Below are 23,565 nucleotides of genomic sequence, written 5' to 3' on the forward strand. Positions count from 1 at the left end.
TGATTTACATCGTGTTTACTCATGGTTGGAAAAATGCAGCACAGCGCGACTTATCAGTTACTACATGTCAATATTGATCCGGTTGGACATATACTATCCAGTAAAGGACAGGTATGTTGCGTGCAACCAAAATTTATTGAAGTGCTGACGGTACTAGCGCGTGCTTATCCGAACGTTGTTGCGAGAGAAGAAATAATAAAAGAGGTTTGGGGAGGGAATCTATTTGTTGGAGAGAAAGCACTTACCAATGCCATTTGGCATCTTCGCAAAACTTTCAAAGCACTGAGTAGCGCCAGCGAAGATGGGAGTGACAAGGAAGATTACGAAATAATAGAAACGATAAGAAAGTCTGGATATAGATTAAAGATTGAACCCATTTTTATAGAAGCCTGCGATACACCCACTAAGCAAAGCTCGACTTTATCGACGCAAGCAGTTGGTGTTGTGGCAATATTATTGATTGTATTTATTGCCTTTCTTTATTTTCAAGTTTTCCAGCCTAAGCAACAACTTGAAGAAGTAACAGACTTTCCAGGTCGTGAGTTATTTCCTAGCACCTCTCCGGATGAACGATACTTGGCATTTGCATGGCGTAAGTTTGGGAGCCATGCAGGGTTATATTTAAAGAACTTACTGAAACCAGAAGCCCCTCTTAAGACGCTAACTGATGGTCCTGAAAATGCATCCGTGTCAGTATGGAGCCGAGATAATCAAACCTTATTTTATATAGAGAAACATGCAGGGAAATGTACCATCAAGTCGTTACATGTAGTGACGGGTAAAAAGTCAAAAATAGCAAACTGTGTTGCAGACATAACAACCGTTTTAACTTATTCTGCAGAGAAAAACCTCTTTGGATTTATCGCCAAGCAGCCAGCTGGTAACCCAAAAGTAACCTTATTGAATTTAAATGATAAAACAGCAACTGAGTTGGGCTGTGAGTTAGATTGTCAGGGGAGTGAGCTTGAGAGCATAGCTCTTTCACCCGACGCCAAGCGAATAGTGATTAGTCGAAACCTACCCAATGGGCTTGAGAATTTATATTTAAAAAGTCTAGAGACTGGGAAGGAAATTACTCTACTAAGCGGGCATGACGATTTACGGGGAATAAGCTGGCATCCAACTGATGATTATTTAGTTGTATCCTCGATTGAACATGGTGCTCGTACGGCATATAAACTGGCGCTCGATGGTAAAGTGTTAGGGACGCTACCATTTGATGGCCTAAGTTACCCAAGCTTTAGTCGTTCTGGATATTTGTATTTTCATGATTGGAATATTAATACCTCCATTATGAAGCTTGACCTTAATGCGCAAGTTGCCAGTTCACCCTTTCCACTACTACAGTCACAAACTAGTTTTCGTTATCCCAGTTACTCATCGGTATCGGAGCGTTTACTTTTCGTGTCCAATCAATCAGGATTTGATGAAATCTGGGTTTCTAATTTGGAAGGTGATCAACGAAAACAGCTGACTGCGCTGGGACTACAGGCAATGCATCCTGCTTGGTCCCCGGATGGTACTAAAGCGATTTTCACGACAAAGTCACATAAAGGAAGTCAACTTCAACTTTTGGACATGGTTACTCAACAAGTGACACGGTTAGAAACAGGGCTTAAATATCACGGTAAACCCAGTTGGTCTCAAGATGGCAGCTCAATTTATATTTCTGATGGTAATAATGTATTTCGCGTTTTTGTTGATTCAAAAAGCGAACCAGTGAAGTTAACGGCGGGCACCACCGTAGTTGAACATAATGGGGTGTTGTATGTATATAAAAGCGAACCGCAAGAAATGTGGCGTATGGAGATTACAACTGGAGACAAAACGCTTTTATTTAAAAATGCACATTTGGCCTCAAGTGCAAGTTGGTCTGTTTCTGATTCAGGGCTCTATTATTTGTATGTTCAGCGTGGTGATTTTCGTATTAGCTATTTTGACTTTGCCAATAATGCGCACAAAGATATTATCCGAGTTCCAGAGCGCAGCTTTAGCCGAAGTCGCGGTCTTACATACATAGCAGAAAAACAATGGCTGCTATTTACCGGTTATGAAATCCCGCAAGTGGATATAAAACGAATCCAAATGTAGCACTAATAGTGACTTTTGGTTAAGTAACAAAATATAGGCATTTAGCCCTAATTTTAAGGACGTAAACAATGATTGAAGTTGGAAAAAAATTACCACATGCAGAGCTGAGCGAGCTCACCTCTGACGGTATGATTCATCATGAAGTAACGACACTTTTTTCAGGTAAGAAAGTTGTACTTTTCGCAGTTCCTGGTGCCTTTACACCAACTTGCTCAGCATCTCATTTACCTGGTTTTGTCGTGAATGCAGATAAGTTTGTTGAAAAAGGTGTTGATATTATCGCATGTATATCAGTAAACGATGCCTTCGTAATGAAAGCTTGGGGTGATGCACAAAATGCAGAAGCAATTATGATGCTTGGAGACGGCGATGCAAGCTTTACCAAGGCGTTGGGGCTCGAAATGGATACCGCAGCATTTGGCGGTGTGCGTTCGCAGCGTTACGCTATGATTATTGAAGATGGTGTTGTGACAAAGCTCAATGTAGAACAACCTAAGCAATTTGAAGTAAGTAAGGCTGAAGTCATTTTAGACGCGCTGTGATTGCAAAATTTAAAAGCTAGAGTCAAACAGCGAAGCAATCAGCCTGCAATCCGTAAATGATGCTTTAAAACTATATGCTCTAAGGTTGAAGCCAATTGTTTCATGACTCTTGCAACAACATTACCTTGTTTATATCACCAGATAAACCCCATGATATATGATGTTGGTAATCCAAACCTCAGGTTAAACACGCTCCATAAATGGAAGAGTACGATATGAGGCAAAATGAAATTGGTTTAGTTATCGGAGAGTTTTCTGCAATGTCAGAGGTCGATAAGTGATGGGAAAGTCGGTTCATAATTTTGATGAGTGTGGTTACGTTCTAAAACCCAAGTTTATATCCTCCACTGAGCTTAATAAGATAAAGCAGGTTGTTTTAGCATTCCATCGAGCCTGGCAGAATGATAATAGTGACTTTTATCAAAATAAGGCAGTCAATTCTGCTTATCTTACCGCACCAAAGTATCTAGACGAACAGCAAAGGCTTGTCCTTTTTAAATTTATTGCCTCTGCTTCACTCTTTAAGCTCGCGTCAACGATATTCACGCGTGAGTTTGGGTTTATGAATACTCAACTATTCTTTAATCCCGTGAATGCAAGCCAACTAAATTATTGGCATCGAGATCCTCAATATCATTTAACCATTGAGGAGCAAAAACAAGCATTGTTGTTGGGGCCTGAAGTTGTTCATTTTCGGTTAGCATTGGAAGATGAACCAGGAATAGAGCTGATCCCGGGTACTCATAAACGTTGGGACTTACCTCAAGAGCTAAATGTCAGGTTAGAACAGGCAGGGTATCGAAACCATAACAATCTACCTAACAGTGAGGTTATAGCGCTAAAGGCCGGAGATCTTCTTGTATTTTCAGCCAATATGATACATCGAGGTGTGTATGGAAAAAATCGTTTAGCATTGGATGTGTTGCTATGTGAGAAGCACCCAGAACTAATGACTTTTATGAGAAATGATTGCCTGCCAAATAGTATGCAGCTTGCTGAAGTAGATTACCCCAATTTATTTTCTGAGTTTGGTAAATAAAAATGAAGCTTTATATGAATGCAAAGCTTCATTTTTATCCATTGACACTATCTAGAACGATTTCCAGTTCCATACAAAGCTTGTGCGCATTCGTTAGTGTCTTTCCAAGTTCCATCTTTGTATAAAACTCGGGTTACGCAAGCTCTAGCATCTCTGAAACTACTCGAGTCTCTACCGTTATCTTTAAACTGACAGTATTGTGTTGTACCACAATCCCAAACGCCTGTAGCGGACGCACTGTAGTTCCATCTAACCTGCTCAATCGGTTTTGTCGATTGAAAACGGAAGCTTACAGTAGGCTTTGGTGACATAACATCATGAGTTACACACATATCTTGCCACTCTTGTGGGGTACTCGTAGGGCTAATTACACATTGTACACTTTCTGAGCTTGAGGCGTGGCCTGAAAAGACAGAAGTCGTGAGAAATACCAAGGCTGATATTGAAAATTTCATACGCATAACCCCTTAGAATGGATTGCTTGACTGCTTTGAGTAATGCCCATTAGCGCAATAGTTTGTATTTTCCCACGTCCCATCTTTATAAAGTACTTTTGTTACACAGGCCGAAGCATTGTAGAACAAATCGTTATTTTGTCTGCCATTATCGCGGAAGCTACAGTATGTACTGCTACCACAGTTCCAGCTCCCTGTAGCGGATGCACTATATGACCAAACCACATCTGCAACATCTTTGTCTGCGATGAATCTAAATGCAACGGAGGGACGGTCTGTGTTAGCCATCGCTGAACAGAAGTCGGGTTCAAAAAACTGTTGTGTACTAGTTCCACCGATCAGGCACTCAACGTGTGCTGCTTCAGCTTGCTGTGAGTAGGTAGTTGTAGCGAGTAAAAGTAGTGTGCTTGAAATTATCGTTTTTTTCATTTTTATATTCCTTATAATTCAAATTATTATTGGTTTGTGATGAGCTCTAGAACCTAGAACCTAAGTTATAAATCGCAGTTGCGCATTCGTTCATACTTTTCCATGTGCCATCTTTGTAAAGTACTCTGGTGACACACGCTGTTGCATCTCTCAAAGGTGAGCTGTCGAGCCCATCATCATAAAAAACACACTCAGTGCTTGGACCACAGTCCCATCTACCAGATAATGGTGTGCTGAAACGCCACGTCACATGCTCTACAGGTTTGGATGGTTCAAATTGAAAGCTTACGTAGGGTCTCGAGGATGTTACTCTTTGGCTCCCACAAAAATCGGGTTTCATTTCCTGAGGGGTGCTAGTAGGGCTTACAGCGCACAGCACTTGATCTGCTAGTGCATTAGTCGAACAAATTGCTAATCCGAATAGAGCGGAAGTAAGTAATAACTGTTTTATCATTTTTTCTCTCCTTGTTTTTGTTTTGTTACATTTATTTTATTTTGTGTGCGATTGTCAATTTAACTTTAATTACATAAATTTGATTGGGTTGGTTTTTGTACTGAAAAGCGGGACTTTAGATTGAAAAATAGCCAGTTTAAAGATGGAGATAAATTTTATTGTGCTTCTTATTTAAATAGTAAATGATTGTAAATGGTCAAAGTTTTTTAACGATCAAGAGATGGCCTTAATGAAAGTGATTAGCTCGGGTTACTAATACTTGCCAAGCAAACAGCTTTAGTGCGTTTACTTTCAACTGCTCGTTTACTGTATGTAATGTGATTGTATCGATTTCTCTGATTTAAATATCAGTATGCTAGGCGTTTTCTAAGTGCTCTGGCTAGACAAAGATAAATTATGGGCCCGTTGCGTAGGCCCATATTTGAATTAAGCTGACGTTAGAAGTCGCATTCGTAGGATTGGGTAAGGCTTTCCCATATCGTCAGTTGGTGAGCGCTCATACACTTCAAAACCTTTAGCTTCATAAAAGCCGACGGCTTCGGGGTTTTGCTCATTGACATCGACGAACTGCACATTTTGTGTTTCAAGCGCAAAGCGAAGTAACTCAGTACCGACACCTTGTCCTCTGCTCTTATCGAGTACAAATAACATTTCGATTTTTCGGTCATGTACACCGATAAAACCGACAATATTCGAGTCGCTATTTTTTACACAGTGCAGCGTAACGTTTGGAAATGCCTGTTCAATAATAATAGGTTTAAAATAAGCGATATCCGCCTCAGTGATAAAATCATGAGTGGCTCGCACAGAGTCTTCCCAAACAGCCAGTAGTTCTTGGTGATCGCTTGGTGTAACTGGACTTATCATCATTTTTCCTTTTGTCTAATAAAACAGTCCAAATGGGTAAAGCGATAAACAAAAGGAGGACTAACCAGCGGGACGAGCATAACATACCCGATGCATGAAGGGTACAACGGGTATATTCAGATAAATTACTTGTATGTGGTTGTGTAGATAGTGCGCCCTTAACTATTCATCTAGTTGAAAAAATGCAACTTGATCGGTAAGTAGTTTGGCTTGATTTTCCATATTTCTACCTGAACGAGATGTTGTTTCAACCAGAGTAACGTTCTGCTGAGTAATATTATCCATTTGCGCGATGGTGGTGGAAACCGCAGCTATCCCTTCAGCTTGCTCTTTCCCAGCGTTATCTATGTCAGCCACCATTTTGCTCACCTCGGCAATTGATTGCATTAGCTCATCGAAAGTCGTGCCAGACTCGTATACAAGTTTGCTGCCTTGCGCCACAGCATCAACGCTATTTTTGATCAATGCTTTGATTTCACGTGCCGCTGATGCACTACGTTGAGCAAGGTTTCTTACCTCTCCGGCAACCACGGCAAATCCGCGTCCAGCCTCACCAGCCCGGGCTGCTTCAACGGAAGCATTGAGTGCTAAGAGGTTGGTTTGGAAAGCGATTTCGTCAATGACACTGATAATGTCAGAGATTTTCGTGCTGTAAGATTCGATTTTACCTACTGCTGAAATGGCATCATCAATCGATGCTTTACCTGAGTGTGCTTTTTCTCTAACAATAGTCGCTTTCTCTGCGGCATTACTTGCGCTACTCGCATTCTTTTTAACCGTAGCGGTAAGCTCTTCCATAGTTGCGGCGGTTTCTTCTAAGCTCGCCGCTTGATTTTCAATGCGGCTATTGAGTTCTTCGTTGTTATTCGCGATTTGTTTAGCCACATCAAACACTTGCTCTGCACCATTGTTTATGGTGTTGACTAAGTCGCTTAATTTATCGAATAAGCCGTTCATCGCTTGTTGCAGCACCGAAAACTCGCCACCTAAGTGGTGGGTGATCCTATGTCTTAAATCGCCTTGCTCCATTGCCAAGATAGCATTTTTAATATGTTCAACCGCTTGTTTTTGTTCTGTGATATCCGTTGCATATTTAACGACTTTAAAGGGACGGCCTTGTTGATCGAGGATAGGGTTATAAGACGCTTGGATCCATACCTCTCGACCTTGTTTTGCCAATCTTAAGTATTGTCCTGAGTCGAACTCACCTCGGTTGAGCTTTTGCCAAAATTGCTGGTATTCAGAGCTAGTGGCCTGTTCGTGTGTAGCAAAAATACGGTGATGTTTACCTTTGATTTCGTCAAGTGAGTACCCCATCGTATCTAGGAATGACTCATTGGCCCATAAAATAGTACCATCCATTGCAAACTCAATGACGGCTTGTGACTTACGAATGGCTTGAAGCTGACCATCAAAATCAGCAGCAGTGGCCTTTTGCTCGGTAATGTCCGTTGCGAACTTAACGACTTTTATCGGCTTGCCTTGCTCGTCTAAAATTGGGTTGTAGGTGGCACTAATCCAGATTGCTTTGCCACCTTTGCCGAAACGGTGAAACTCTCCGGCTTCAAATTGGCCCTGTTTTAAACGCTGCCAGAATGCTTTGTATTCACTGCTTTGCGCGTAAAAGCTGTCGACGAACATGCTGTGATGCTTGCCAATGATTTCTTCTTTCTTGTAGCCCATAACAGACAGGAAGTTTTCATTTGCTTTTAAAATATTACCTTGCAAATCAAACTCGATAACAGCTTGCGAGCGATTGATGGCTTTGAGTTGTCCGGCAAAGTCGAAAGACGCCAGTTTTGCTTGAGTAATATCGGAGGCATATTTGACGATTTTGTCCAACTGGCCATTTTCGTCATAGATGGGAGTATAGGTTGCTTGGATCCATAGAGTGTTTCCTGATTTGGTTAGACGTTTAAACTCACCTGATTGATGTTTACCTTGTCGTAAAGCGTGCCAAAAGTCTTGATATTCGCTGCTCTCAGCTTCTTCTTGTGCCACAAAGAGTCGATGGTGTTGACCTTGTATTTCACTTAATGTGTAGCCAACCGCATTTAAAAATAGCCTGTTTGCAGTCTTTACGTTGCCGTAAGGGTCAAACTCAATAACGGCTTGAGTTTGTTTGATGGCATCAACTTGCCCTTGAAAGTCAGCGGCTTTTGATTTTTGTGCGGTGATATCTGAGGCATATTTTACGACTTTAATAGGTCTATTGTGTTCATCAAAAATTGGATTATAAGTGGCTTGGATCCATATCGTTTTACCCGATTTTGTTTGCCTTGCGAATTCACCTTCAAAAAATTCGCCATTATTTAAGCGTTGCCAAAATGCTTGATATTCCTCACTGGCTGCGTAGTCATCCTTAACAAACAGACTGTGATGCTTGTCTTGTATTTCTTCTAAGCTGTATCCCATAACGGACAAAAAGTTGTCATTCGCGCTCAGCACTTTACCGTGCATGTCGAACTCAATAATCGCAAAGGACGCTGATAAAGCTTGTAAATTTGCACTCATGTTGGCAATGTTGGTGAGGTAATGACCGATGTCATTCGCAATAACTAAAATTCTGCCTTCTTGAGTGCGTGACAGCTCAAGTAATAACTTCTTCGGTTTGTTGTCATTCGCTGTATTGAGAGAGAGCTCAACCTTTGCATGTGCTTGGTGCTCAAGTTTAGCGAGTCCACGCTTAAGTACGGCGGCATCGGTTGAGGTGTGACATATAAAAGCGAGTGACTTCAGCTCGTGGCTAACTGGGTATCCGAGTAAACGGTTAAAGGCCGAACTTACCTGAAAAATATCTGTTTGAGAATCGACTTCCAAGTAAGGGGTTGTTGCCTTAAAGTGTTGAAATAGCGCTGTATCTTGTCCATCTTGCTTTTTTGCTTTTCCCAAGCCAAACGTAATCATATATAAGCCACCCGTAGCGGTAAATTTTAACAATATTAACTATAGTAAAGTTGCTTAGGTCCGCCACAAAATAGCCGCAAAACAAGCATATAATCGTGTGACTTAAAGCAAATTACCATCACGGATAATAAGGGTATAGCCGTAACTCAAATGTCTTGGTAAAATCTTCGCCAATTTTTATAAAAACGAGCATTAAGATGGGCAGAGCATTTGAAGTCCGCAAAAACGCCATGGCAAAAACGGCGGCGGCAAAAACAAAAGTAAACTCAAAATACGGAAAAGAGATTTACGTTGTTGCTAAAAATGGCGGCGCAGATCCTGAAACGAACTTGTCACTACGTCGTTTAATCGACAAGGCAAAGAAAGATCAAGTTCCTGCACACGTTATTGATAAAGCAATCGAAAAAGCGGCAGGCGGTGCAGGTGAAGATTACACGCCAGCGCGTTACGAGGGTTACGGTCCAGGCAACAGCATGATCATCGTTGACTGTTTAACAGACAACATGAACCGTACTATCAAAGATGTTCGCTTACCGTTTACCAAAACTGGTTCAAACTTAGGTAACCCAGGTTGTGTGGCGCATATGTTTGACCACTTTGCAATCTTAGGATTTGCAGGTGATGACGACGAGTCAGTTTTGGAAGCGCTAATGATGGCTGATGTTGATGTTACTGACGTAGAAGTTGAAGACGGCCAAGTTTCTGTTTTCGCCCCTCACACTGAATACTTCAAAGCGAAAACTGCACTGACAGAAGCGTTTGAGGGGATCACGTTTGAGGTAGACGAAATCACTTGGGTGCCGCAAACTCACGTAGAAATCGAAGATCCAGAAGCAATCGAGACATTCGAAAAGCTAATCAATATGCTTGAAGATGTGGATGACGTACAAAACGTTTACCACAATGCGATTGTCAAAAGATAAGCCGCTTATCGATATAGCGCGGCACATTGCGCAAATAGTTAAGGCCGACATCGTTCGGCCTTTTTATTGCCTATGCTTTACACCTCGCAACATTAGTTTTTATCATGGCGACAGGAAACAATAATAGTAGCGTTTGCGAGCCAATATAGATGACCCAATTAATGTGCCTTGCAATGGGAAAGTAGCCATCCCCTTGGTTTGCGAACAGCCAAAATTGACCGATAATAGCATCCGCTAGCATGGCTAGGATAAAGCCGCTGGCAACTGCGAAGTTGGCTTTTTCGTTGAATTTAACGTTTTGAATAATAAGCCAAAAGCCAAATACGCCGAGCAAGGTCACTAATAAGCTATAACTTGCGCTCAACAGCAGGGAGTATTGGCTTATCGTGGGTAGGTACATCATTTTATAGCTAAGCGACGATAGCGTAATAGACACCACAACCAATACGGTCGCGGTTGCTAATGTTAATGCAAATTCTCGTCGTAAAAATCGAATAAGCAGTCCAAGTAAAAGCCCATAGCCAAGGGCAAAAAACCAAATGGAGTCGATCAAGTAGTCATGCCTTATGGTTTGATCTTGGCGATGATAAAGCTCAAAGAAATTGAAGTTGACGATATCTCCGCAAGTACATAAGAGCAGGGCTATCCAACAGAGTTTTATGTCTTTATGTAAAGTACTGGGACTAGCAGCCAAGCTTGTTTGGCGAACATGCCACCCTAATCGCAGCACAAGAAGTAGTGCGGCTGATGGTAAAATCCATTGAAATAAGGCTTGGTGACTTTGCCAAAGTGGGCTGCTGCCAAGCAATGACGTAACCGTTGCAATGCCAAGTAAAAGCAATGTGATAGGTTTATAGTGGACGGTTTGCAGTATATTATTCACGGTCATTCCTTGTTGGCAATCATGGCAAGCTGTTTGGGGGCTCGTTTCTGCCACCTTAAGCAAAGTGTAATAATTATCCGCGTAATTGCCTCTTGCTGTATCAATTTACAGTACAATCATTTACAGTATTTGTCTTGCAGATCTATTACATTGCTACTTTTTATAAGGGTAACTCGTTCATGTCTAATCTTAAACTCAATATAGCGCTTTCATGCTCAGTTCTTGCATTGGCTTTTTCTGGGTTTAATGTCATTCAAACCAAATTAGCAACCTCTCCTGTGGCAACGCACGTGTATCAGAGTCCTACTCAACAGCCTCACTATAATGCAACTCAGTATACACAGGGCACTCAGATTTCAACTGACGAGTCTGAACAAATTGCTCAGTTAATGGCTCGGATCAATAAACTTGAAACGAGGTTACAGGCGTTGTCGATGGAAAAGTCAGATTTACTCTCTGAGCAGGCGCCGGATGAGTTTGAGTCTTTAATCTTCTCTTTGATTGAAAAGCGTGAACAGCAGAAAATCGACGAGATGAAAGCAGAAAACCCCATTTATGGCTTTTATGAAGACTTACCCGAAGACTACGAAATGCGGATCAAAACTGATCCTGAGTACGCAAGTCAAATCAGCAACGATTTAAAACAGAAAATTCTAAATAACAGTTTGCCGGCGGCAGAACGTTTAGCGGCAATGAGTCAGCTGCAAATGAACATGTTTATGCTAAATCGCAATGAATTAGAGCAATATGATTATCAAGCAGTAGAATCTATCCTCAATATGACGCATAACATGAGTGATGAAAAGTTGAGGCTACAGGCGCTTGAGCTCGTGTCGCGTACACCTATCGTTGATGAGCGTTTGTCACAGTCATTCGTGAAAATGCTAGAGCAAGAGCCTAATGATTACGTGAAAAGTCTCGCAGCAGAAGGGTTGATGTCACAGTACTTTCAATCAGGCGCCGACCCAAAGCAGCAGCAAAGGATCGCACAAGATTTGCTGTCTCTCTACGAAAATGCATCGGATCCTAAGGTTAAAGCCATCCTCAAAAACTTGATGGGCGATGAGCGTATGCTAGAAGAGCTAAAGCGCCAGTCTAATGGCTGACGTACATTAAGGCTAACTGAGTGAGAAGCTGAGCTTTACCAAACTTTAGTACTTTTAGTAATAGTTGCACTTGGGTGTTCAGCTTAATCCTCGACTCTAGTTAATTAATACCGAAAATCAAGGAATGATAAATGCAAATCGTTGCACTTGATGCGAGTTTTCCATCGCTTGATACATTAATAGCAGAAATCGATGCGCTGATGAATTCGCTATACCCTGCTGAAAGCAACCAGCTATCGGCATTGCAAGAGTTATGCTCACCTACTGCGCATTTTATTGGCATTATCCAGCATGACGAGATCATTGCTTGCGGCGCAATCGTCGAAAAGCATCATGATTGTCTCTATGGTGAGTTGAAAAGACTGTATGTAAAGCCAAATCATCGCGGTCTTGGTTTATCAAAAGCAATCTTGTCCGAGTTAATCGCTTTTGCAGATAATCGTCAATATCCACTGATACGGTTAGAAACCGGAGTTAAGCAACCAGAAGCCCTCAGGTTATATGCGCAGTTTGGTTTTATCGAAAGAAAAGAATTCGGTGATCACAAATCGGATCCGCTGTCTGTCTATATGGAGTTAAAACTTGGAAAATAAGCAGTTAGATATCGAATACGAAGTAATCAAGGAACATATCAATGAGTTTCCGACCCCCATCACGTTTAAACAAGGTGCGAGATTGATCGTTGGTGAAGAATATGAAGGCGAAGAGGGGTGGGACAATAGGTTTTTCTGTGAAACTGAGGAGCAAGTGTCTGGTTGGGTACCTGCTCAAGTGCTTTGCTTAGTCAACCCCAAACAAGGTGTTGCATTAATGGACTATACCGCTCAGGAACTATCGGTAGTTCAAGGTGAACACTTGTTGGGTCATAACCAACTCAATGGTTGGGTGTGGTGCTCAAGTAAAAAGTCAGAGCTGCAAGGTTGGGTACCGCTTCGTAATCTAACACCAATCTAGCGGATGTTGCTTTTTAGCAACACCTCTCTTTTTTCTCTGCTACTTTTTTAAAATACTTCTGTTTTTCGTCAGTTTCCTGCTCACTCCGTCACTTTTATAGCAATTGCTTTAAGATGGGTTTTAGTTTTAATCTATTGATTTTTAAGTTGTTTTGTTTGTTTTCTGGTTTCTTAGAAACTATAAGGAAAAATTTTCGATATTTTTATAAAAATTTTTTCTGGCGACTCTGCTCAATACCGAATGTGAATGATTGTCGCATGAAACTTAACCGCTTTGGGCTGCACTTACATCCTAATTTTTTATGGTGTTGCTTTTATGCGACACCTTAACTTATTGAAAATAAATATTTTTTTATTTTATCTCAAAGTCACCTGTTGCTAAATGGCAACAATCTCACTGAATCCATCCTTAATGAAAATCTCCATTTAATTTTAACCTATTGATTCTTAATCACTTTTAAACTTTGGCATCAAAGTTGGAATAGTTATCTCGAAAGCAAAAAACATTCGCTTCAACACAAACCAACGTAGAGAAGCAGAAACGACAAGTTTAGAAATATGAGAGGAACTGATTATGAAAACTTTAGCAATCGCACTATCAGCAGCTGTACTTTCTTTCGCATCAGTAGGTGCTCACGCAAACTCTGAGTTTGATAAATACGATGTTGATGGAGATGGTTACATCTCACTAGGCGAATCAAAAGCAAATCCAAATTTGATGGCGCAGTTTAAAGACCTTGACGCCGACCAAGACGGCCAATTAAGCCAGTCTGAGTTTGATAACTTTGAAGGCTAGTCACAAGCCGACGATATAATAGCAGAGTTTAAAATATACCCCAATTTAAGGAAAAGATTATGAAAAACGTATTAGCAGCACTATCAATCGCAGGTTTATCAATGGTTTCAGCATCAGCACTAGCTGGTGGCGATTTTGAAAAATTGGATACTGATGGCAACGGTTCAATCAGTGTAGCAGAAGCAAGTGTGAGCGCTTCATTAACTGAGCAGTTTGCAGATCTAGACACTAACGCAGATGGTGAGCTAAGTAAGTCTGAATACGCAAATTACGAAGGCTAATTTAGCACTGAGTTTAACAATGGGTTAGGCCACGTGCCTGACTCAAAAAATAACACAATTGAAGGATTAGATTATGAAAAACGTACTAGCAGCACTATCTATCGCAGGTCTATCAATGGTTTCAGCATCAGCACTCGCTGGTGGCGATTTTGAAAAACTAGATACTGATGGCAACGGTTCAATCAGTGTAACTGAAGCAAGCGTAAGCACTTCGTTAACTGAGCAGTTTGCAGACTTAGACACTAATGCCGATGGTGAGCTAAGCAAATCTGAGTACGCGAACTACGAAGGTTAATCGCTAGGTGGGCGTAGCGCCCACTGCCTTTAACACCATTACGAAAACGACAGAAGGATTGGACTATCATGAAAAACGTATTAGCAGCACTTTCAATTGCAGGTTTAACATTCGCTTCAGCTTCTGCATTAGCTGGTGAAGATTTCACTAAATATGATACTGACGGTAACGGCACTATCAGCATGACTGAGGCAAAAGTAAATCAGTCCCTTGCAGAGCAATTTACGCAACTAGACAGTAATGCCGACGGTGAGTTAAGCGAGTCTGAATTCGCAAATTACCAAGGCTAATCAAGCCGTCCAAAAGCAAATCATATTTAGGAAATTTTAGGAGCAGAATGATGAAAAATGTACTTATCGCACTATCAATCACAGGTCTAACATTGGCTTCAGCAAATACTATTGCTGGTGAAGATTTCGCAAGCTATGACACAGATGGCAACGGTGCTATTAGCATGAGCGAAGCAAAAGTAAATACAGCGCTTATCGAACAGTTTAAAGACTTAGATGTAAACGCTGACGGAGAACTAAACGAAACTGAGTTCTCTAACTTTAAAGGTTAATTTGCGACTAGAGCCGCAATGAGAGACGGGCATAGTGAGGAGAATGGCTATGAAACTTAGAACGGTATGTGCAACGACCATAGGTGTATTGGTGAGTACGATGGCCCTGGCAGCAACCTTGTCATTTCAAGATGTAGACAAGGATAAAGACGGGCAGATCAGCCAGCAAGAAGCATCAGTATCATCAACACTACTTGGTCAGTTCGAGAAGCTAGATGCAGACAAAAATGGTCAGCTAAGTGCTTCTGAATTCTCTAACTTTAAAGGCTAGGAGGTCACAATGAAAAAGTTAGCAACAGCAATTACAGCCGCCACAGTACTTTTTGCCGGCTCAGCAATGGCAGCAGAATTTAACGATTTTGACTTAGACAAAGATGGTTTTATTTCTAAAAGTGAAGCGTCACTGTCAGAATCTCTTGCTTCAATCTTTGATAAGCTCGACAGCGACGGAGATGGCAAACTGTCTGAGAAAGAATTTAATCAGTAAGCAAGTGGCAATCCAAAGCGCCACGCCTCCCCAAGCTCGACTTTGTGGTCGGGCTTTTTTATTTCGAGCTACTAGACAGCTTAAGATGTAGATAGGGAATAGATTAACTTAATTCATTGATCCAACGAAGCTCGCGGATCCATTTCTGCATTTTAGGAAAGCCTTGCTTTGGGCAAGTCATATCCCACGCACTGAGTAATGGGTAGCCGAATCCGTTTCCTTCCTTAAAAGCAATTACGAAGCTAGCGCTAGCGCCTTTATAGCCATCCTTATGTAATACGACCTCTAGAGGCAATCCAATATATTGGATGGCAGCAACCGACCAAGCAATGGCGGCCATTTCTTCGCCTTGCATGGCTTGTTTCTCTCGGCCATTTTTTAGGCCATTTTTATACACATCTTCATGAAGTTGGCCGCGGAATATTGGCTCGCATACGGCGATATGGCCAGCTTCGTGCAATATATCACCTGGATATCGCAATTTCTCATTATCAATATAGAGCGTGCCCATTACCGTTTTTAGACCCGGTAAAAACGTATTTTCCTCGACTTCATGAAATCGAAAAGGTAGCTGGATTTCGGTGAGAAAATCACAAATGCGTTTAGTATGCTCGTGCATGGTAATTCCTTTAATTGGCCAACTTACATTTTTAAGTGAGTTTAACCTAATGTTTCATTTGCGCAAATTACCATAAATTACAACTTATTATAGAGGTAGCTTGATCACCGCTAGCATCTCACCATCGTCTTCATTGATTCCAATTTCTTGAAAGCCAAAACTTGCGTAAAATGGTTTGGCAACGGGGTTACTTGGTACATAACAGATTTCTATGGTGGCAAGGTTTGGTGTCTGCTTGATTTCTTCGAGTGCGAGGGTGAGTGCTTTACGCCCAATCCCTTATTGCTGAAATTGCTGATCAACCATAAAGCGCCAAATGGAGATGCGCTCTATACTCTCTTGTACCCACATTAGCATCCCAACAGCTTCATCATCTTGATAAATTGCGCGTGTGGTATAGCCATCATTATTTGATTCCACGATGGAAAACATGTTGCAGGCTACCAAATCTTGCTGCTCAGGGCTGACATCTAAATCGCAAATGGCTTCGTAGTTTTGTTTATCAATGGCTCTTAGAGAGATATTCATCACGGCGTCCTTGTATTGTTATAGAAACACTATTTCAAATATGGTTGTTTTGGCAAGAGAAAGTTTGCTTTATTAGCCGCACAATCATTGACCGTTAAGCGCTTCTTCCCCACACTGGAAAGCACCTTCGGCTTTATGTCGTTTTGCCTAAAACAAGGACCTTGTGATGCAGCTTACCAGATTACTTAATATCTCCATTCCTATGATCCAAGCGCCAATGGCAGGTGTGCAAAATTGGCGCTTAGCGGTCGCAGCGACCAATGCCGGAATACTCGGCTCAATCCCTTGTGGGATGCTGAGTAAAGAGCAGGTCGTTGTAGAAATTGAGCATTTTAAAGCATATGCTTCAGGCCCATATAACCTTAACTTTTTTTGCCATGAGATGCCGGAGCCTGACCCTTATCAGCAAGACAAGTGGAAGAAAAAGCTGGCTTCATATTACGATGAGCTTGAGTTAACACCTACTGATGAAATGGGGATCTTAAGACGCCCATTTGATAGGGAAATGGCTGAGGCCATTGCGCCTTATAAACCTCCCGTGATCAGTTTTCATTTTGGGCTTCCTGATACTGAACTGGTCGAGCTCGTAAAATCGTGGGGGACGACTATTTTGTCTTCCGCAACGACCTTGGAAGAGGGAATATGGTTAGCTGAAAATGGTGCAGACATTGTGATAGCGCAAGGGATTGAAGCGGGTGGGCATAGGGCAACCTTCACCGAGACAAAACTTGAGTCTCAACTGCATACTCGACAATTAGTAACTATCCTTAGTGATGCGCTATCTGTGCCTGTAGTGGCTGCCGGGGGGATTGCTTCTCATCATGATGTTACTATGATGCACGAATTGGGTGCCTGTGGAACACAAATCGGCACCTGCTTCTTACTGTGTGATGAAGCAAGCACCTCTTTGGTACATCGTGATGCACTTAAATCACTGGCTGAGCCGTCTGCCGTGACCAATGTGTTTTCTGGTCGCCCTGCCCGTGGGATTGAAAATCGGCTAATGATAGATCTTAACTTCATTAACGAAGACGTACCGACTTTTCCATATGCATCAGCTGCTTTGACGCCATTGCGCGCTGCTGCTGAAAAGCAAGGATGCGGCGATTTTAGCCCCCTTTGGGCAGGCGTTAACCGCCAAGGTTGTATGGAAGTCAGTACACAAGAGATGGTAGAACATCTATGGAATGTTAAATAAAATATTTAAGTTAACAAATTTGACACATTTCGAGTTTATGCTCTAGCGTTTTATGACAAGGCCAACTCTGTTGTGCCTTGCTCTTTGTTACCTACGTAAGTCGATTATTTGCTTGGGTGACGTATTCGTTATGACAATAATAAACACGGAGTCGTGCATGAGACATTCTATTTTAACCGCAGCGTTATTTGCCTCTTTTTCATCACTGGCAACCCCTACTTGCCCAAGTATTACCGCATTAGAAACCCATTATGTAGCACCTAATATGGTCAAGCGTAGCTTTTCTAGCTCATTTAACAAATACTTATCTTGGCTGCCGAGTTACCATATGGTACACGATCAAGTAACTGCTGCCGGTGCTGCAACTCAGATCACTGCTAAATTTGACTACGGTAGCATCACTCATAAAGACTTGGAATTCGAGTCGGTGGAGTTTTACTACCGTGCTGAGTCGGACACAAATTGGCAGTATCTTGGTGAGCAAACAACCAATGGCGATGGCAAGGCGTTTATCACCTTGCCCGAGTTATCGGCAGGTCAGTATCGTATATATGCAGGCGTACCAGCTGATGGCACCGGTGCACAAGGTTATGTCACGGTTGTTGAGCCAGGCACTCAAGCGGTCCTGTTTGACATCGATGGCACATTGACCGAATCCGATGCCGAGCAAATTGGCGACTATACCGGAATAGATCATGCCGACCCCAAAGATGGCGCTTATGATTTAGTTCGTCACTATCTTGATTTGGGCTATCAACCCGTATTTTTGACAGCCAGAGTGTATTGGTATGCTAAAGGGACGCGCGGTTGGTTAAATTGGATGGGCTTACCGCAAGGCTTTCTACGCACATCACTCAGTAATGAAACCAGTTTGTTTAAAACAGCAGAATATAAAACTGCGGAGATTAATCGCTTAAAGGCGCAGGGCATTGATGTCGTTCGTGCTTATGGTAATGCCAAAACAGATGCTGAAGCCTTTATCAAAGCCGGGATCCCAGCTTCAGAGGCGTTTACTATTGGTTCTGATGCCGGGTATTACGGTACCACAGCTATTACCGGCAATAGTTACCAAGTGCATTTAGGTGAGCTCACAACTTATCCTTATGCTGACTGCTTGTAGACCTTATCCTCGATTGAATCTAATTTTTAGAAATTCGCAAAAGGAGCCGTATTTTGGCTTCTTTTGGGGGTACCCTGTGCGTGCTAACCTCTGGGCCTAGGTACTAACTTACACTCCCATTATTTACTTTTGTTTACGTAACATTCATCAAAATTTCATTTTTAACACTATTCTGGCTTGACCTCTGACCATTGTAATCTAAAGTTTATTTGTTACTAAATTGTAATAATTGGAGCAAGTACATGAAAAGGTTAATTCTCAGCGCCCTGCTTGGGTTGCTATCGATCGTTACCTCTCCCGCCCACAGCGGTGAGGAATTAGAGTATCCCGTGGTATTAGTTCACGGTCTGTTTGGTTTTGATAATCTGCTCGGAGTAGATTATTTTTATCGCGTACCACAAGTGATCCATGATGAAGGAGGGCAGGTTTATGTTGCAGAAGTATCATCAGCCCATAATTCAGAATTGCGTGGTGAGCAACTACTAGAGCAAGTTGCGTTGGTTCGAGCATTAACGGGTAAAGACAAAGTTAATTTAATTGGTCACAGCCAAGGCGCGCAAACTATTCGCTACGTTGCCTCAGTTAAACCTGAGTGGGTGGCCTCAGCGACTAGTATTGGTGGCGTAAACTGGGGTAGCCGTTTTGCTGATGTTGTTCGCGGTGGAGTAGACAATGGTTCATTTTCGGAGCAGTTTTTAGCGTCGCTTGCTAACGGCCTTGCGGGGTTAATTGATTTGCTATCTGGTAAAGCCACCGCACCAAAAGACGCACTCGAAGCACTAGGTGCTTTGACCACGGCTGGCACATTAGCATTTAACCAAAAATACCCAGAGGGTGTGCCAAGTCATTATTGTGGCGAAACGCAAAGTCTAGCGAGCAATGGCGTGCATTATTTTTCATGGAGTGGCAGCAAAGCATGGACCAACGTATTTGACCCCGCTGACAACGTACTTGCACTGTTCTCTCAAGTTTTTGATGAGGCCAACGACGGCCTAGTATCAGCTTGTTCTAGTAATTTAGGTCAGGTGATCAATAACCAATTCAAAATGAACCATTTAGATCAGGTAAACCACACCATTGGTATTCATCACTTGTTCGAAACAGACCCATTAACCGTTTATCGCCAGCATATTCGCCGCTTAAAAGGTTTGGCGCTATGAAAAAGTGGGGCCTTTTGCTAATCATTTTGACTATGCTGTCGCTGGTTTATATCGAGAGTGAACAGCAAGAGACGCCGCGTCATGTTCCCCGGTTCGCGGAGTTATCTGAGCTGAAAAATGATGCGCATAAGGTCCCACAACCCACAAGGAGTGCATCTGTAAGCGTACATTGTGAGACCATTAATAAACAGCATAAGCATCAAATCGACGATTGGCTTTTTGAGCTACAAAACCATAACCAAGCCGAGCAGTGGCAAGCTTATCTGGAATTATTACCACAATGCCTTCACGAAGTTGCAGGTCTCTACGTGCAATTTAAGCAGGCCTTAATTGATGTGGATACGCATCTTAATCTACTAGAACGTGTTGAGCTGCTACACGCACTGCAGCGGCAATTTTTTACGGATGAAGTGATAGCAGTTTGGTTTGAAGATGCTAATGCGTGGGATACGCAAGCTTTGAGTCGCTGGCAAATTTTGTCAGACGCATCTATATCTGAATCGCAAAAGCAGCAATTAATTGAGACGCATATCAGTGGGCTTCCAAAGCGTGAACAAGTGTTATTTCAAACCTCAGCCCAGTTACACACCCTAAACGCAAACTGGCAGCAAAAACACTATAACGAACTAAGTGCTGAATATGGCGATAAAGCCGCAACTCGTATACTTGAAGTCCAGAAGCAACAACAGCATTGGCAGCAAAAACTACAAAGCTTTATGCTGCAAAAGCAAAATATTCTAGCCGAGCTTGGTGATAGCCAAATCGCAAAAGAAAGAGTCGAGTTACTACTCAAACAAACCTTCACGGAGAACGAGCAAAAGCGAGTTGCTGTATTGGTTAAGTGATAATTTTTTAGTTATTGATAAGATGTATAGGCCGGTTACATGGAGCAGCCGAACCAGCAGCCATGAGCCCATTTTGATAACTGGTCAATACAATCAAACAAGCAGTAAAACATGAAAATTGAACCAAACCTGTGGCAGCTTTATTTACAAGTATATTTTCAACCGTTACGGCCAACCCGCTTTGATACACGGGGCGCTATCTTGAGCCTTTGGAATCCACATGGAAAGGTACTTTGTGAAGATAAAAATCAGCGCTTATCACGATTTTGGCAAGGGGCTTTACAGCGCGCAAATGTGCCTTATCAGTTGCTGTGGGGCGGTGATCAGCAAATGCAATATCGAGAGTTAAGTGTTTATATAAAGTGTGATTTAGCATCGGGGTTTCGGTGGGCGGCACGATTAAACCAATTGGGACTTTATTTTGTCGAAAATAATCACTTGCACCTCTATAACAGTAGCGATAAAGCACAAAGCGATGTGGTGACGGATAAGTTCGCATCTCGGCTTTGCTTTGTAGCATTGCCTAAAAATAACTCTGGATGTCTAGCTGCGCGAGGCGCTGTTTAGCCGCTTAATAACAGGGCTATCGATAAAGATAACGCTCAGTTGAGAGATCGAGTGAAGAGGCGATTCAATCAAGTCGCCTCACGCCGTTTCACCGATTTCTTCATCCACCAAGCTTTTTATTTCCTGCCTCACCCACTGGTGGATTGGGCTATTGTGATGAATGAGATGCCAAAATTGTTCAACTTGAAAATCGGCAGTGTGGAACGGTAAATCGGCTACCGTGATGTCATAACGTCTACTTAAATGAGTGACCAGACGCTTTGGTAAAGTGGCAATCAGATCCGTGTTAATCAATAACTCCGGCACCATCGAAAAATGTGGTAAAGATGCCACTACTTCTCGCTGAGCATCCAACCTTTTTAGCTCATGATCCATATCCGTTTTGCACAAGCCATTACCAGAAACGATGAGATGTCGGCTCTGGCAATAGCGCGCTAACGTCATAGGCTGATGAGCCCATTTATGCTGACAACACATTACTATGGCATAATTGTCATTAAATAAGCGTTGTTTAAATACGTTGGTGGGTGTCTCATCTGTGGAGTACAATAATAAATCCGCCACCTTTTCCAAGTAGTCATGAAGCGGTATAAACGAGTTGTAAGACACAATTTGTAATTTCAAATTTGGAGCACGCTGTTGAAAGCGCGCCAACAATTTCGGCACAATCATCATCATTTCGAAATCCAGCGCCCCTATAGTGAACACGCCCGAGTATTGCAGAGGGTCAAACTCATCATCCACCAACATATGACGAATAGTAGTGAGTGATAGCTCCAGTTCGCTACGAAGGCGCTCGCCTTTTGCAGTTAAACGGTACTCATTTTTCACCTTTACCAACAATGGATCACCAAATTGCTTTCGCAAGCGCATCAGGGCTCGGCTCACTGCTGGCTGGCTCATGTTTAATGCATGAGCGGCTTGACTAATATGCTTGTGGATCAACACCTTCTCTAAGATCGTTAACAGATTTAAGTCAATACTGCGTAGATTCAACTCAGGTACACCCATGCCATCACCGTATAAAATTATGCGTAAATGATCTACATACTATAACAAACATGCATTTTTGATATGTTTGTTTTTGTTTTATCTTTTTTTCATCTTATTGAGGAGAGAAAAATGAAACTACCCACCCTAGCTTTAACCCCTATTGCTGCTGCAGTGTTTACTTTTAATGTCAGTGCGATAGGCCATGACCATAATAACCAACACGCGATTTTATTCCCTGGTGAAACGGCTCAACTCGAAGTTGAACCATCAGCAAAGCACTCGCTAAAAATCGGCCAAAAAATCAATAACCTTTATGAACGCCAGTTTGATGACAGTAAATTCACTGTACAGAAATTGGGTAAAAACACCTACTGGATCGGAGTAAATTACTACAACGCTACCGTTGTGGTGTCCAAAGACTCGGTGTTGCTGATTGACCCTCTTGGTGATGGTCGTATTGATGCGCTGTTTCGAGGTATTCAATCCATCACCAATAAGCCGATCACTGCTATTATGTACTCTCATTATCACCTAGATCATGTAGGTGGAGGTAATCAACTTATTGACTTAATTAAGAAAAATTACCCAAGGGTGGGGCGTGTCCGTGTTATCGCGAGTCAAACCGTTGCTGACAAGATCAACCTTCACGCTGAATTGAACGAAAACGGTGTGAGAACCCCTAAAGTTCCTGCACCAAATGAAGTGTACGATTTGAAAAGAGCTAGAACGGTCAAATTTGGCTCAATAAGGCTGAAGATGATGGCACCAGAAGGTTCTGGTCACACACCGGATAACACGATGATTCTAATTCCAAGCGATCGCGTGCTGCATTTCGCTGACATGATTAACCCTGATCAGCTGCCGTTTTACAATTTTGCGGGAGCGGAAGATTTCCATGGTTACGAAGTGGATCTACAAAATCTTCTGAGGAAACCGCTCAGTAAGCACTGGAACTTTATTAATGGCGGTCATGGCAATATAGGTTCAAAAAAGGACGTAAAAGATCTGCTGGAATACATTGCTGATGTTAGAACGGAAGTCGGTAAACAATTAGAAGTTGCGCCCTACACCCCAGTTTTTAGTGACGACAACCACTTCATTTGGTTCAAACGCTGGCAAGAAGAGATCATCAATAATGTGCATTCCGAGCTAGCGAACAAATATGGGCACATGTATGGTTTCGATTCAGGTGCGGTGGAAACCCACGCAGCCATCATTTTGGCTGATATGATTGATCATTAAGTTCACTCGGCGCGCTAAGCGCCGATTTTTTGTGCATCAACTAAATTGAAGAACTGGCTCTCTACCTATTACATAAAGCCAACTACCCATGGCCAGTCAGATAAATTATCAACCATATTTGTCTACACGAGGGTCTCTAGTACCTGAAACTAATTTACAAATTGTCTGGTGAAAACACTGCGGGCATGTGGTGCGAAAACGCATGTTAGCTATATTTTGACCT

Annotated in this window: 28 protein-coding genes and 1 pseudogene; 20 read left to right on the forward strand and 9 right to left on the reverse strand. The window is 42.2% G+C overall.

The window, feature by feature from the left end; genetic code table 11:
- Window positions 1-33 precede the first annotated feature (33 nt).
- The 3 genes from L1271_RS18060 to L1271_RS18070 all read left to right on the forward strand — a co-directional run bounded on the left by L1271_RS18060 (window position 34) and on the right by L1271_RS18070 (window position 3,672).
- A complete protein-coding gene (locus L1271_RS18060; RefSeq protein WP_235368456.1) occupies window positions 34-2,091 on the forward strand; it encodes a winged helix-turn-helix domain-containing protein in 2,058 nt (685 codons plus the stop codon).
- A gap of 68 nt (window positions 2,092-2,159) precedes the next feature.
- Window positions 2,160-2,633: a peroxiredoxin gene (locus tag L1271_RS18065; protein ID WP_102058276.1), complete on the forward strand. Its 474-nt coding sequence runs from the start codon at window positions 2,160-2,162 to the stop codon at window positions 2,631-2,633.
- Between the two features lie 280 nt (window positions 2,634-2,913).
- Complete coding sequence (locus tag L1271_RS18070; protein ID WP_102058277.1) at window positions 2,914-3,672, forward strand: phytanoyl-CoA dioxygenase family protein; 759 nt, start codon at window positions 2,914-2,916, stop codon at window positions 3,670-3,672.
- 47 nt (window positions 3,673-3,719) lie between these two features.
- Here L1271_RS18070 and L1271_RS18075 read toward each other — a convergent pair whose 3' ends face one another.
- The 5 genes from L1271_RS18075 to L1271_RS18095 all read right to left on the reverse strand — a co-directional run bounded on the left by L1271_RS18075 (window position 3,720) and on the right by L1271_RS18095 (window position 8,784).
- A complete protein-coding gene (locus L1271_RS18075; protein ID WP_157782766.1) occupies window positions 3,720-4,127 on the reverse strand; it encodes a hypothetical protein in 408 nt (135 codons plus the stop codon).
- Between the two features lie 12 nt (window positions 4,128-4,139).
- Entirely contained in the window at window positions 4,140-4,556 is a 417-nt protein-coding gene (locus L1271_RS18080; protein ID WP_235368457.1) for a hypothetical protein, read from the reverse strand.
- A 46-nt stretch (window positions 4,557-4,602) separates the two neighbouring features.
- Window positions 4,603-5,010 carry a hypothetical protein gene (locus tag L1271_RS18085; protein WP_010603899.1) on the reverse strand — a complete coding sequence of 136 codons (408 nt, stop codon included), beginning with the start codon at window positions 5,008-5,010 and terminating at the stop codon, window positions 4,603-4,605.
- Between the two features lie 426 nt (window positions 5,011-5,436).
- Complete coding sequence (locus tag L1271_RS18090; protein ID WP_102058278.1) at window positions 5,437-5,877, reverse strand: GNAT family N-acetyltransferase; 441 nt, start codon at window positions 5,875-5,877, stop codon at window positions 5,437-5,439.
- A gap of 162 nt (window positions 5,878-6,039) precedes the next feature.
- Window positions 6,040-8,784, reverse strand: coding sequence for a methyl-accepting chemotaxis protein (locus L1271_RS18095; protein WP_235368458.1), 2,745 nt, complete (start codon window positions 8,782-8,784; stop codon window positions 6,040-6,042).
- A 197-nt stretch (window positions 8,785-8,981) separates the two neighbouring features.
- Between L1271_RS18095 and L1271_RS18100 the strand changes: the two genes are divergently transcribed.
- Window positions 8,982-9,707, forward strand: coding sequence for a YebC/PmpR family DNA-binding transcriptional regulator (locus tag L1271_RS18100; RefSeq protein ID WP_010375669.1), 726 nt, complete (start codon window positions 8,982-8,984; stop codon window positions 9,705-9,707).
- Between the two features lie 70 nt (window positions 9,708-9,777).
- Here L1271_RS18100 and L1271_RS18105 read toward each other — a convergent pair whose 3' ends face one another.
- Window positions 9,778-10,590 carry a hypothetical protein gene (locus tag L1271_RS18105; protein WP_102058279.1) on the reverse strand — a complete coding sequence of 271 codons (813 nt, stop codon included), beginning with the start codon at window positions 10,588-10,590 and terminating at the stop codon, window positions 9,778-9,780.
- A gap of 179 nt (window positions 10,591-10,769) precedes the next feature.
- Here L1271_RS18105 and L1271_RS18110 point away from each other — a divergent pair, with 179 nt between their 5' ends.
- From L1271_RS18110 to L1271_RS18155, 10 genes are all read left to right on the forward strand, one after another.
- Window positions 10,770-11,696: a hypothetical protein gene (locus tag L1271_RS18110; RefSeq protein ID WP_102058280.1), complete on the forward strand. Its 927-nt coding sequence runs from the start codon at window positions 10,770-10,772 to the stop codon at window positions 11,694-11,696.
- Between the two features lie 131 nt (window positions 11,697-11,827).
- On the forward strand, window positions 11,828-12,289 hold the full coding sequence (locus L1271_RS18115) for a GNAT family N-acetyltransferase (protein ID WP_235368459.1): 462 nt from the start codon (window positions 11,828-11,830) through the stop codon (window positions 12,287-12,289).
- On the forward strand, window positions 12,279-12,650 hold the full coding sequence (locus L1271_RS18120) for a hypothetical protein (RefSeq protein WP_235368460.1): 372 nt from the start codon (window positions 12,279-12,281) through the stop codon (window positions 12,648-12,650). The genes L1271_RS18115 and L1271_RS18120 overlap by 11 nt, the downstream gene beginning before the upstream one ends.
- Window positions 12,651-13,223: 573 nt before the next feature.
- The gene (locus tag L1271_RS18125) at window positions 13,224-13,445 is read left to right on the forward strand and encodes a calmodulin (protein WP_010375679.1); all 222 of its coding nucleotides are present in this window, start codon (window positions 13,224-13,226) and stop codon (window positions 13,443-13,445) included.
- 59 nt (window positions 13,446-13,504) lie between these two features.
- Window positions 13,505-13,726, forward strand: coding sequence for an EF-hand domain-containing protein (locus L1271_RS18130; RefSeq protein ID WP_010603892.1), 222 nt, complete (start codon window positions 13,505-13,507; stop codon window positions 13,724-13,726).
- Between the two features lie 73 nt (window positions 13,727-13,799).
- Entirely contained in the window at window positions 13,800-14,021 is a 222-nt protein-coding gene (locus L1271_RS18135; RefSeq protein ID WP_010603891.1) for an EF-hand domain-containing protein, read from the forward strand.
- A gap of 68 nt (window positions 14,022-14,089) precedes the next feature.
- Window positions 14,090-14,311, forward strand: coding sequence for a calmodulin (locus L1271_RS18140; RefSeq protein WP_017218753.1), 222 nt, complete (start codon window positions 14,090-14,092; stop codon window positions 14,309-14,311).
- A gap of 50 nt (window positions 14,312-14,361) precedes the next feature.
- Window positions 14,362-14,583, forward strand: a complete 222-nt coding sequence (locus L1271_RS18145) for an EF-hand domain-containing protein (RefSeq protein WP_010375683.1) — start codon at window positions 14,362-14,364, stop codon at window positions 14,581-14,583.
- Between the two features lie 49 nt (window positions 14,584-14,632).
- The gene (locus tag L1271_RS18150) at window positions 14,633-14,854 is read left to right on the forward strand and encodes a crotonobetainyl-CoA--carnitine CoA-transferase (RefSeq protein ID WP_010375684.1); all 222 of its coding nucleotides are present in this window, start codon (window positions 14,633-14,635) and stop codon (window positions 14,852-14,854) included.
- 9 nt (window positions 14,855-14,863) lie between these two features.
- Complete coding sequence (locus L1271_RS18155) at window positions 14,864-15,070, forward strand: EF-hand domain-containing protein (protein ID WP_010375685.1); 207 nt, start codon at window positions 14,864-14,866, stop codon at window positions 15,068-15,070.
- Window positions 15,071-15,173: 103 nt separating this feature from the next.
- Here L1271_RS18155 and L1271_RS18160 read toward each other — a convergent pair whose 3' ends face one another.
- Both L1271_RS18160 and L1271_RS18165 read right to left on the reverse strand, forming a co-directional pair.
- Window positions 15,174-15,689: a hypothetical protein gene (locus L1271_RS18160; protein WP_010603889.1), complete on the reverse strand. Its 516-nt coding sequence runs from the start codon at window positions 15,687-15,689 to the stop codon at window positions 15,174-15,176.
- 87 nt (window positions 15,690-15,776) lie between these two features.
- Window positions 15,777-16,217 (reverse strand): annotated as a pseudogene (locus L1271_RS18165) (GNAT family N-acetyltransferase).
- A 166-nt stretch (window positions 16,218-16,383) separates the two neighbouring features.
- Here L1271_RS18165 and L1271_RS18170 point away from each other — a divergent pair.
- The 5 genes from L1271_RS18170 (at window position 16,384) to L1271_RS18190 (ending at window position 21,107) form a co-directional block, all read left to right on the forward strand.
- Window positions 16,384-17,415, forward strand: a complete 1,032-nt coding sequence (locus L1271_RS18170) for an NAD(P)H-dependent flavin oxidoreductase (RefSeq protein ID WP_227388054.1) — start codon at window positions 16,384-16,386, stop codon at window positions 17,413-17,415.
- A gap of 157 nt (window positions 17,416-17,572) precedes the next feature.
- Complete coding sequence (locus L1271_RS18175) at window positions 17,573-18,535, forward strand: LNS2 domain-containing protein (protein ID WP_102058285.1); 963 nt, start codon at window positions 17,573-17,575, stop codon at window positions 18,533-18,535.
- Window positions 18,536-18,777: 242 nt separating this feature from the next.
- Entirely contained in the window at window positions 18,778-19,695 is a 918-nt protein-coding gene (locus L1271_RS18180) for a lipase family alpha/beta hydrolase (RefSeq protein WP_102058286.1), read from the forward strand.
- Complete coding sequence (locus L1271_RS18185) at window positions 19,692-20,540, forward strand: lipase secretion chaperone (RefSeq protein ID WP_102058287.1); 849 nt, start codon at window positions 19,692-19,694, stop codon at window positions 20,538-20,540. Before L1271_RS18180 ends, L1271_RS18185 begins: the two co-directional genes overlap by 4 nt.
- A gap of 111 nt (window positions 20,541-20,651) precedes the next feature.
- A complete protein-coding gene (locus tag L1271_RS18190) occupies window positions 20,652-21,107 on the forward strand; it encodes a hypothetical protein (protein ID WP_102058288.1) in 456 nt (151 codons plus the stop codon).
- Window positions 21,108-21,185: 78 nt separating this feature from the next.
- Here L1271_RS18190 and L1271_RS18195 read toward each other — a convergent pair whose 3' ends face one another.
- On the reverse strand, window positions 21,186-22,118 hold the full coding sequence (locus tag L1271_RS18195; RefSeq protein ID WP_102058289.1) for a LysR family transcriptional regulator: 933 nt from the start codon (window positions 22,116-22,118) through the stop codon (window positions 21,186-21,188).
- 111 nt (window positions 22,119-22,229) lie between these two features.
- On the opposite strand from L1271_RS18195, the gene L1271_RS18200 reads away from it, so the two are divergent.
- Window positions 22,230-23,342, forward strand: coding sequence for a VarG family subclass B1-like metallo-beta-lactamase (locus tag L1271_RS18200; RefSeq protein WP_235368461.1), 1,113 nt, complete (start codon window positions 22,230-22,232; stop codon window positions 23,340-23,342).
- Window positions 23,343-23,565 lie beyond the last annotated feature (223 nt).

This window comes from Pseudoalteromonas sp. OF5H-5 (genome assembly GCF_021530695.1).
Lineage (GTDB): Bacteria > Pseudomonadota > Gammaproteobacteria > Enterobacterales > Alteromonadaceae > Pseudoalteromonas.

What these genes read in the sequence shown, in the direction of transcription:
- L1271_RS18080 (WP_235368457.1), bottom strand. Translation starts at nt 4,556, where the DNA reads ATGAAAAAAACGATAATTTCAAGCACACTACTTTTACTCGCTACAACT.
- L1271_RS18130 (WP_010603892.1), top strand. Translation starts at nt 13,505, where the DNA reads ATGAAAAACGTATTAGCAGCACTATCAATCGCAGGTTTATCAATGGTT.
- L1271_RS18200 (WP_235368461.1), top strand. Translation starts at nt 22,230, where the DNA reads ATGAAACTACCCACCCTAGCTTTAACCCCTATTGCTGCTGCAGTGTTT.
- L1271_RS18060 (WP_235368456.1), top strand. Translation starts at nt 34, where the DNA reads ATGCAGCACAGCGCGACTTATCAGTTACTACATGTCAATATTGATCCG.
- L1271_RS18135 (WP_010603891.1), top strand. Translation starts at nt 13,800, where the DNA reads ATGAAAAACGTACTAGCAGCACTATCTATCGCAGGTCTATCAATGGTT.
- L1271_RS18190 (WP_102058288.1), top strand. Translation starts at nt 20,652, where the DNA reads ATGAAAATTGAACCAAACCTGTGGCAGCTTTATTTACAAGTATATTTT.
- L1271_RS18170 (WP_227388054.1), top strand. Translation starts at nt 16,384, where the DNA reads ATGCAGCTTACCAGATTACTTAATATCTCCATTCCTATGATCCAAGCG.
- L1271_RS18075 (WP_157782766.1), bottom strand. Translation starts at nt 4,127, where the DNA reads ATGAAATTTTCAATATCAGCCTTGGTATTTCTCACGACTTCTGTCTTT.
- L1271_RS18145 (WP_010375683.1), top strand. Translation starts at nt 14,362, where the DNA reads ATGAAAAATGTACTTATCGCACTATCAATCACAGGTCTAACATTGGCT.
- L1271_RS18160 (WP_010603889.1), bottom strand. Translation starts at nt 15,689, where the DNA reads ATGCACGAGCATACTAAACGCATTTGTGATTTTCTCACCGAAATCCAG.
- L1271_RS18070 (WP_102058277.1), top strand. Translation starts at nt 2,914, where the DNA reads ATGGGAAAGTCGGTTCATAATTTTGATGAGTGTGGTTACGTTCTAAAA.
- L1271_RS18065 (WP_102058276.1), top strand. Translation starts at nt 2,160, where the DNA reads ATGATTGAAGTTGGAAAAAAATTACCACATGCAGAGCTGAGCGAGCTC.
- L1271_RS18195 (WP_102058289.1), bottom strand. Translation starts at nt 22,118, where the DNA reads ATGGGTGTACCTGAGTTGAATCTACGCAGTATTGACTTAAATCTGTTA.
- L1271_RS18140 (WP_017218753.1), top strand. Translation starts at nt 14,090, where the DNA reads ATGAAAAACGTATTAGCAGCACTTTCAATTGCAGGTTTAACATTCGCT.
- L1271_RS18110 (WP_102058280.1), top strand. Translation starts at nt 10,770, where the DNA reads ATGTCTAATCTTAAACTCAATATAGCGCTTTCATGCTCAGTTCTTGCA.
- L1271_RS18095 (WP_235368458.1), bottom strand. Translation starts at nt 8,784, where the DNA reads ATGATTACGTTTGGCTTGGGAAAAGCAAAAAAGCAAGATGGACAAGAT.
- L1271_RS18155 (WP_010375685.1), top strand. Translation starts at nt 14,864, where the DNA reads ATGAAAAAGTTAGCAACAGCAATTACAGCCGCCACAGTACTTTTTGCC.
- L1271_RS18150 (WP_010375684.1), top strand. Translation starts at nt 14,633, where the DNA reads ATGAAACTTAGAACGGTATGTGCAACGACCATAGGTGTATTGGTGAGT.
- L1271_RS18175 (WP_102058285.1), top strand. Translation starts at nt 17,573, where the DNA reads ATGAGACATTCTATTTTAACCGCAGCGTTATTTGCCTCTTTTTCATCA.
- L1271_RS18125 (WP_010375679.1), top strand. Translation starts at nt 13,224, where the DNA reads ATGAAAACTTTAGCAATCGCACTATCAGCAGCTGTACTTTCTTTCGCA.
- L1271_RS18185 (WP_102058287.1), top strand. Translation starts at nt 19,692, where the DNA reads ATGAAAAAGTGGGGCCTTTTGCTAATCATTTTGACTATGCTGTCGCTG.
- L1271_RS18100 (WP_010375669.1), top strand. Translation starts at nt 8,982, where the DNA reads ATGGGCAGAGCATTTGAAGTCCGCAAAAACGCCATGGCAAAAACGGCG.
- L1271_RS18085 (WP_010603899.1), bottom strand. Translation starts at nt 5,010, where the DNA reads ATGATAAAACAGTTATTACTTACTTCCGCTCTATTCGGATTAGCAATT.
- L1271_RS18180 (WP_102058286.1), top strand. Translation starts at nt 18,778, where the DNA reads ATGAAAAGGTTAATTCTCAGCGCCCTGCTTGGGTTGCTATCGATCGTT.
- L1271_RS18090 (WP_102058278.1), bottom strand. Translation starts at nt 5,877, where the DNA reads ATGATAAGTCCAGTTACACCAAGCGATCACCAAGAACTACTGGCTGTT.
- L1271_RS18115 (WP_235368459.1), top strand. Translation starts at nt 11,828, where the DNA reads ATGCAAATCGTTGCACTTGATGCGAGTTTTCCATCGCTTGATACATTA.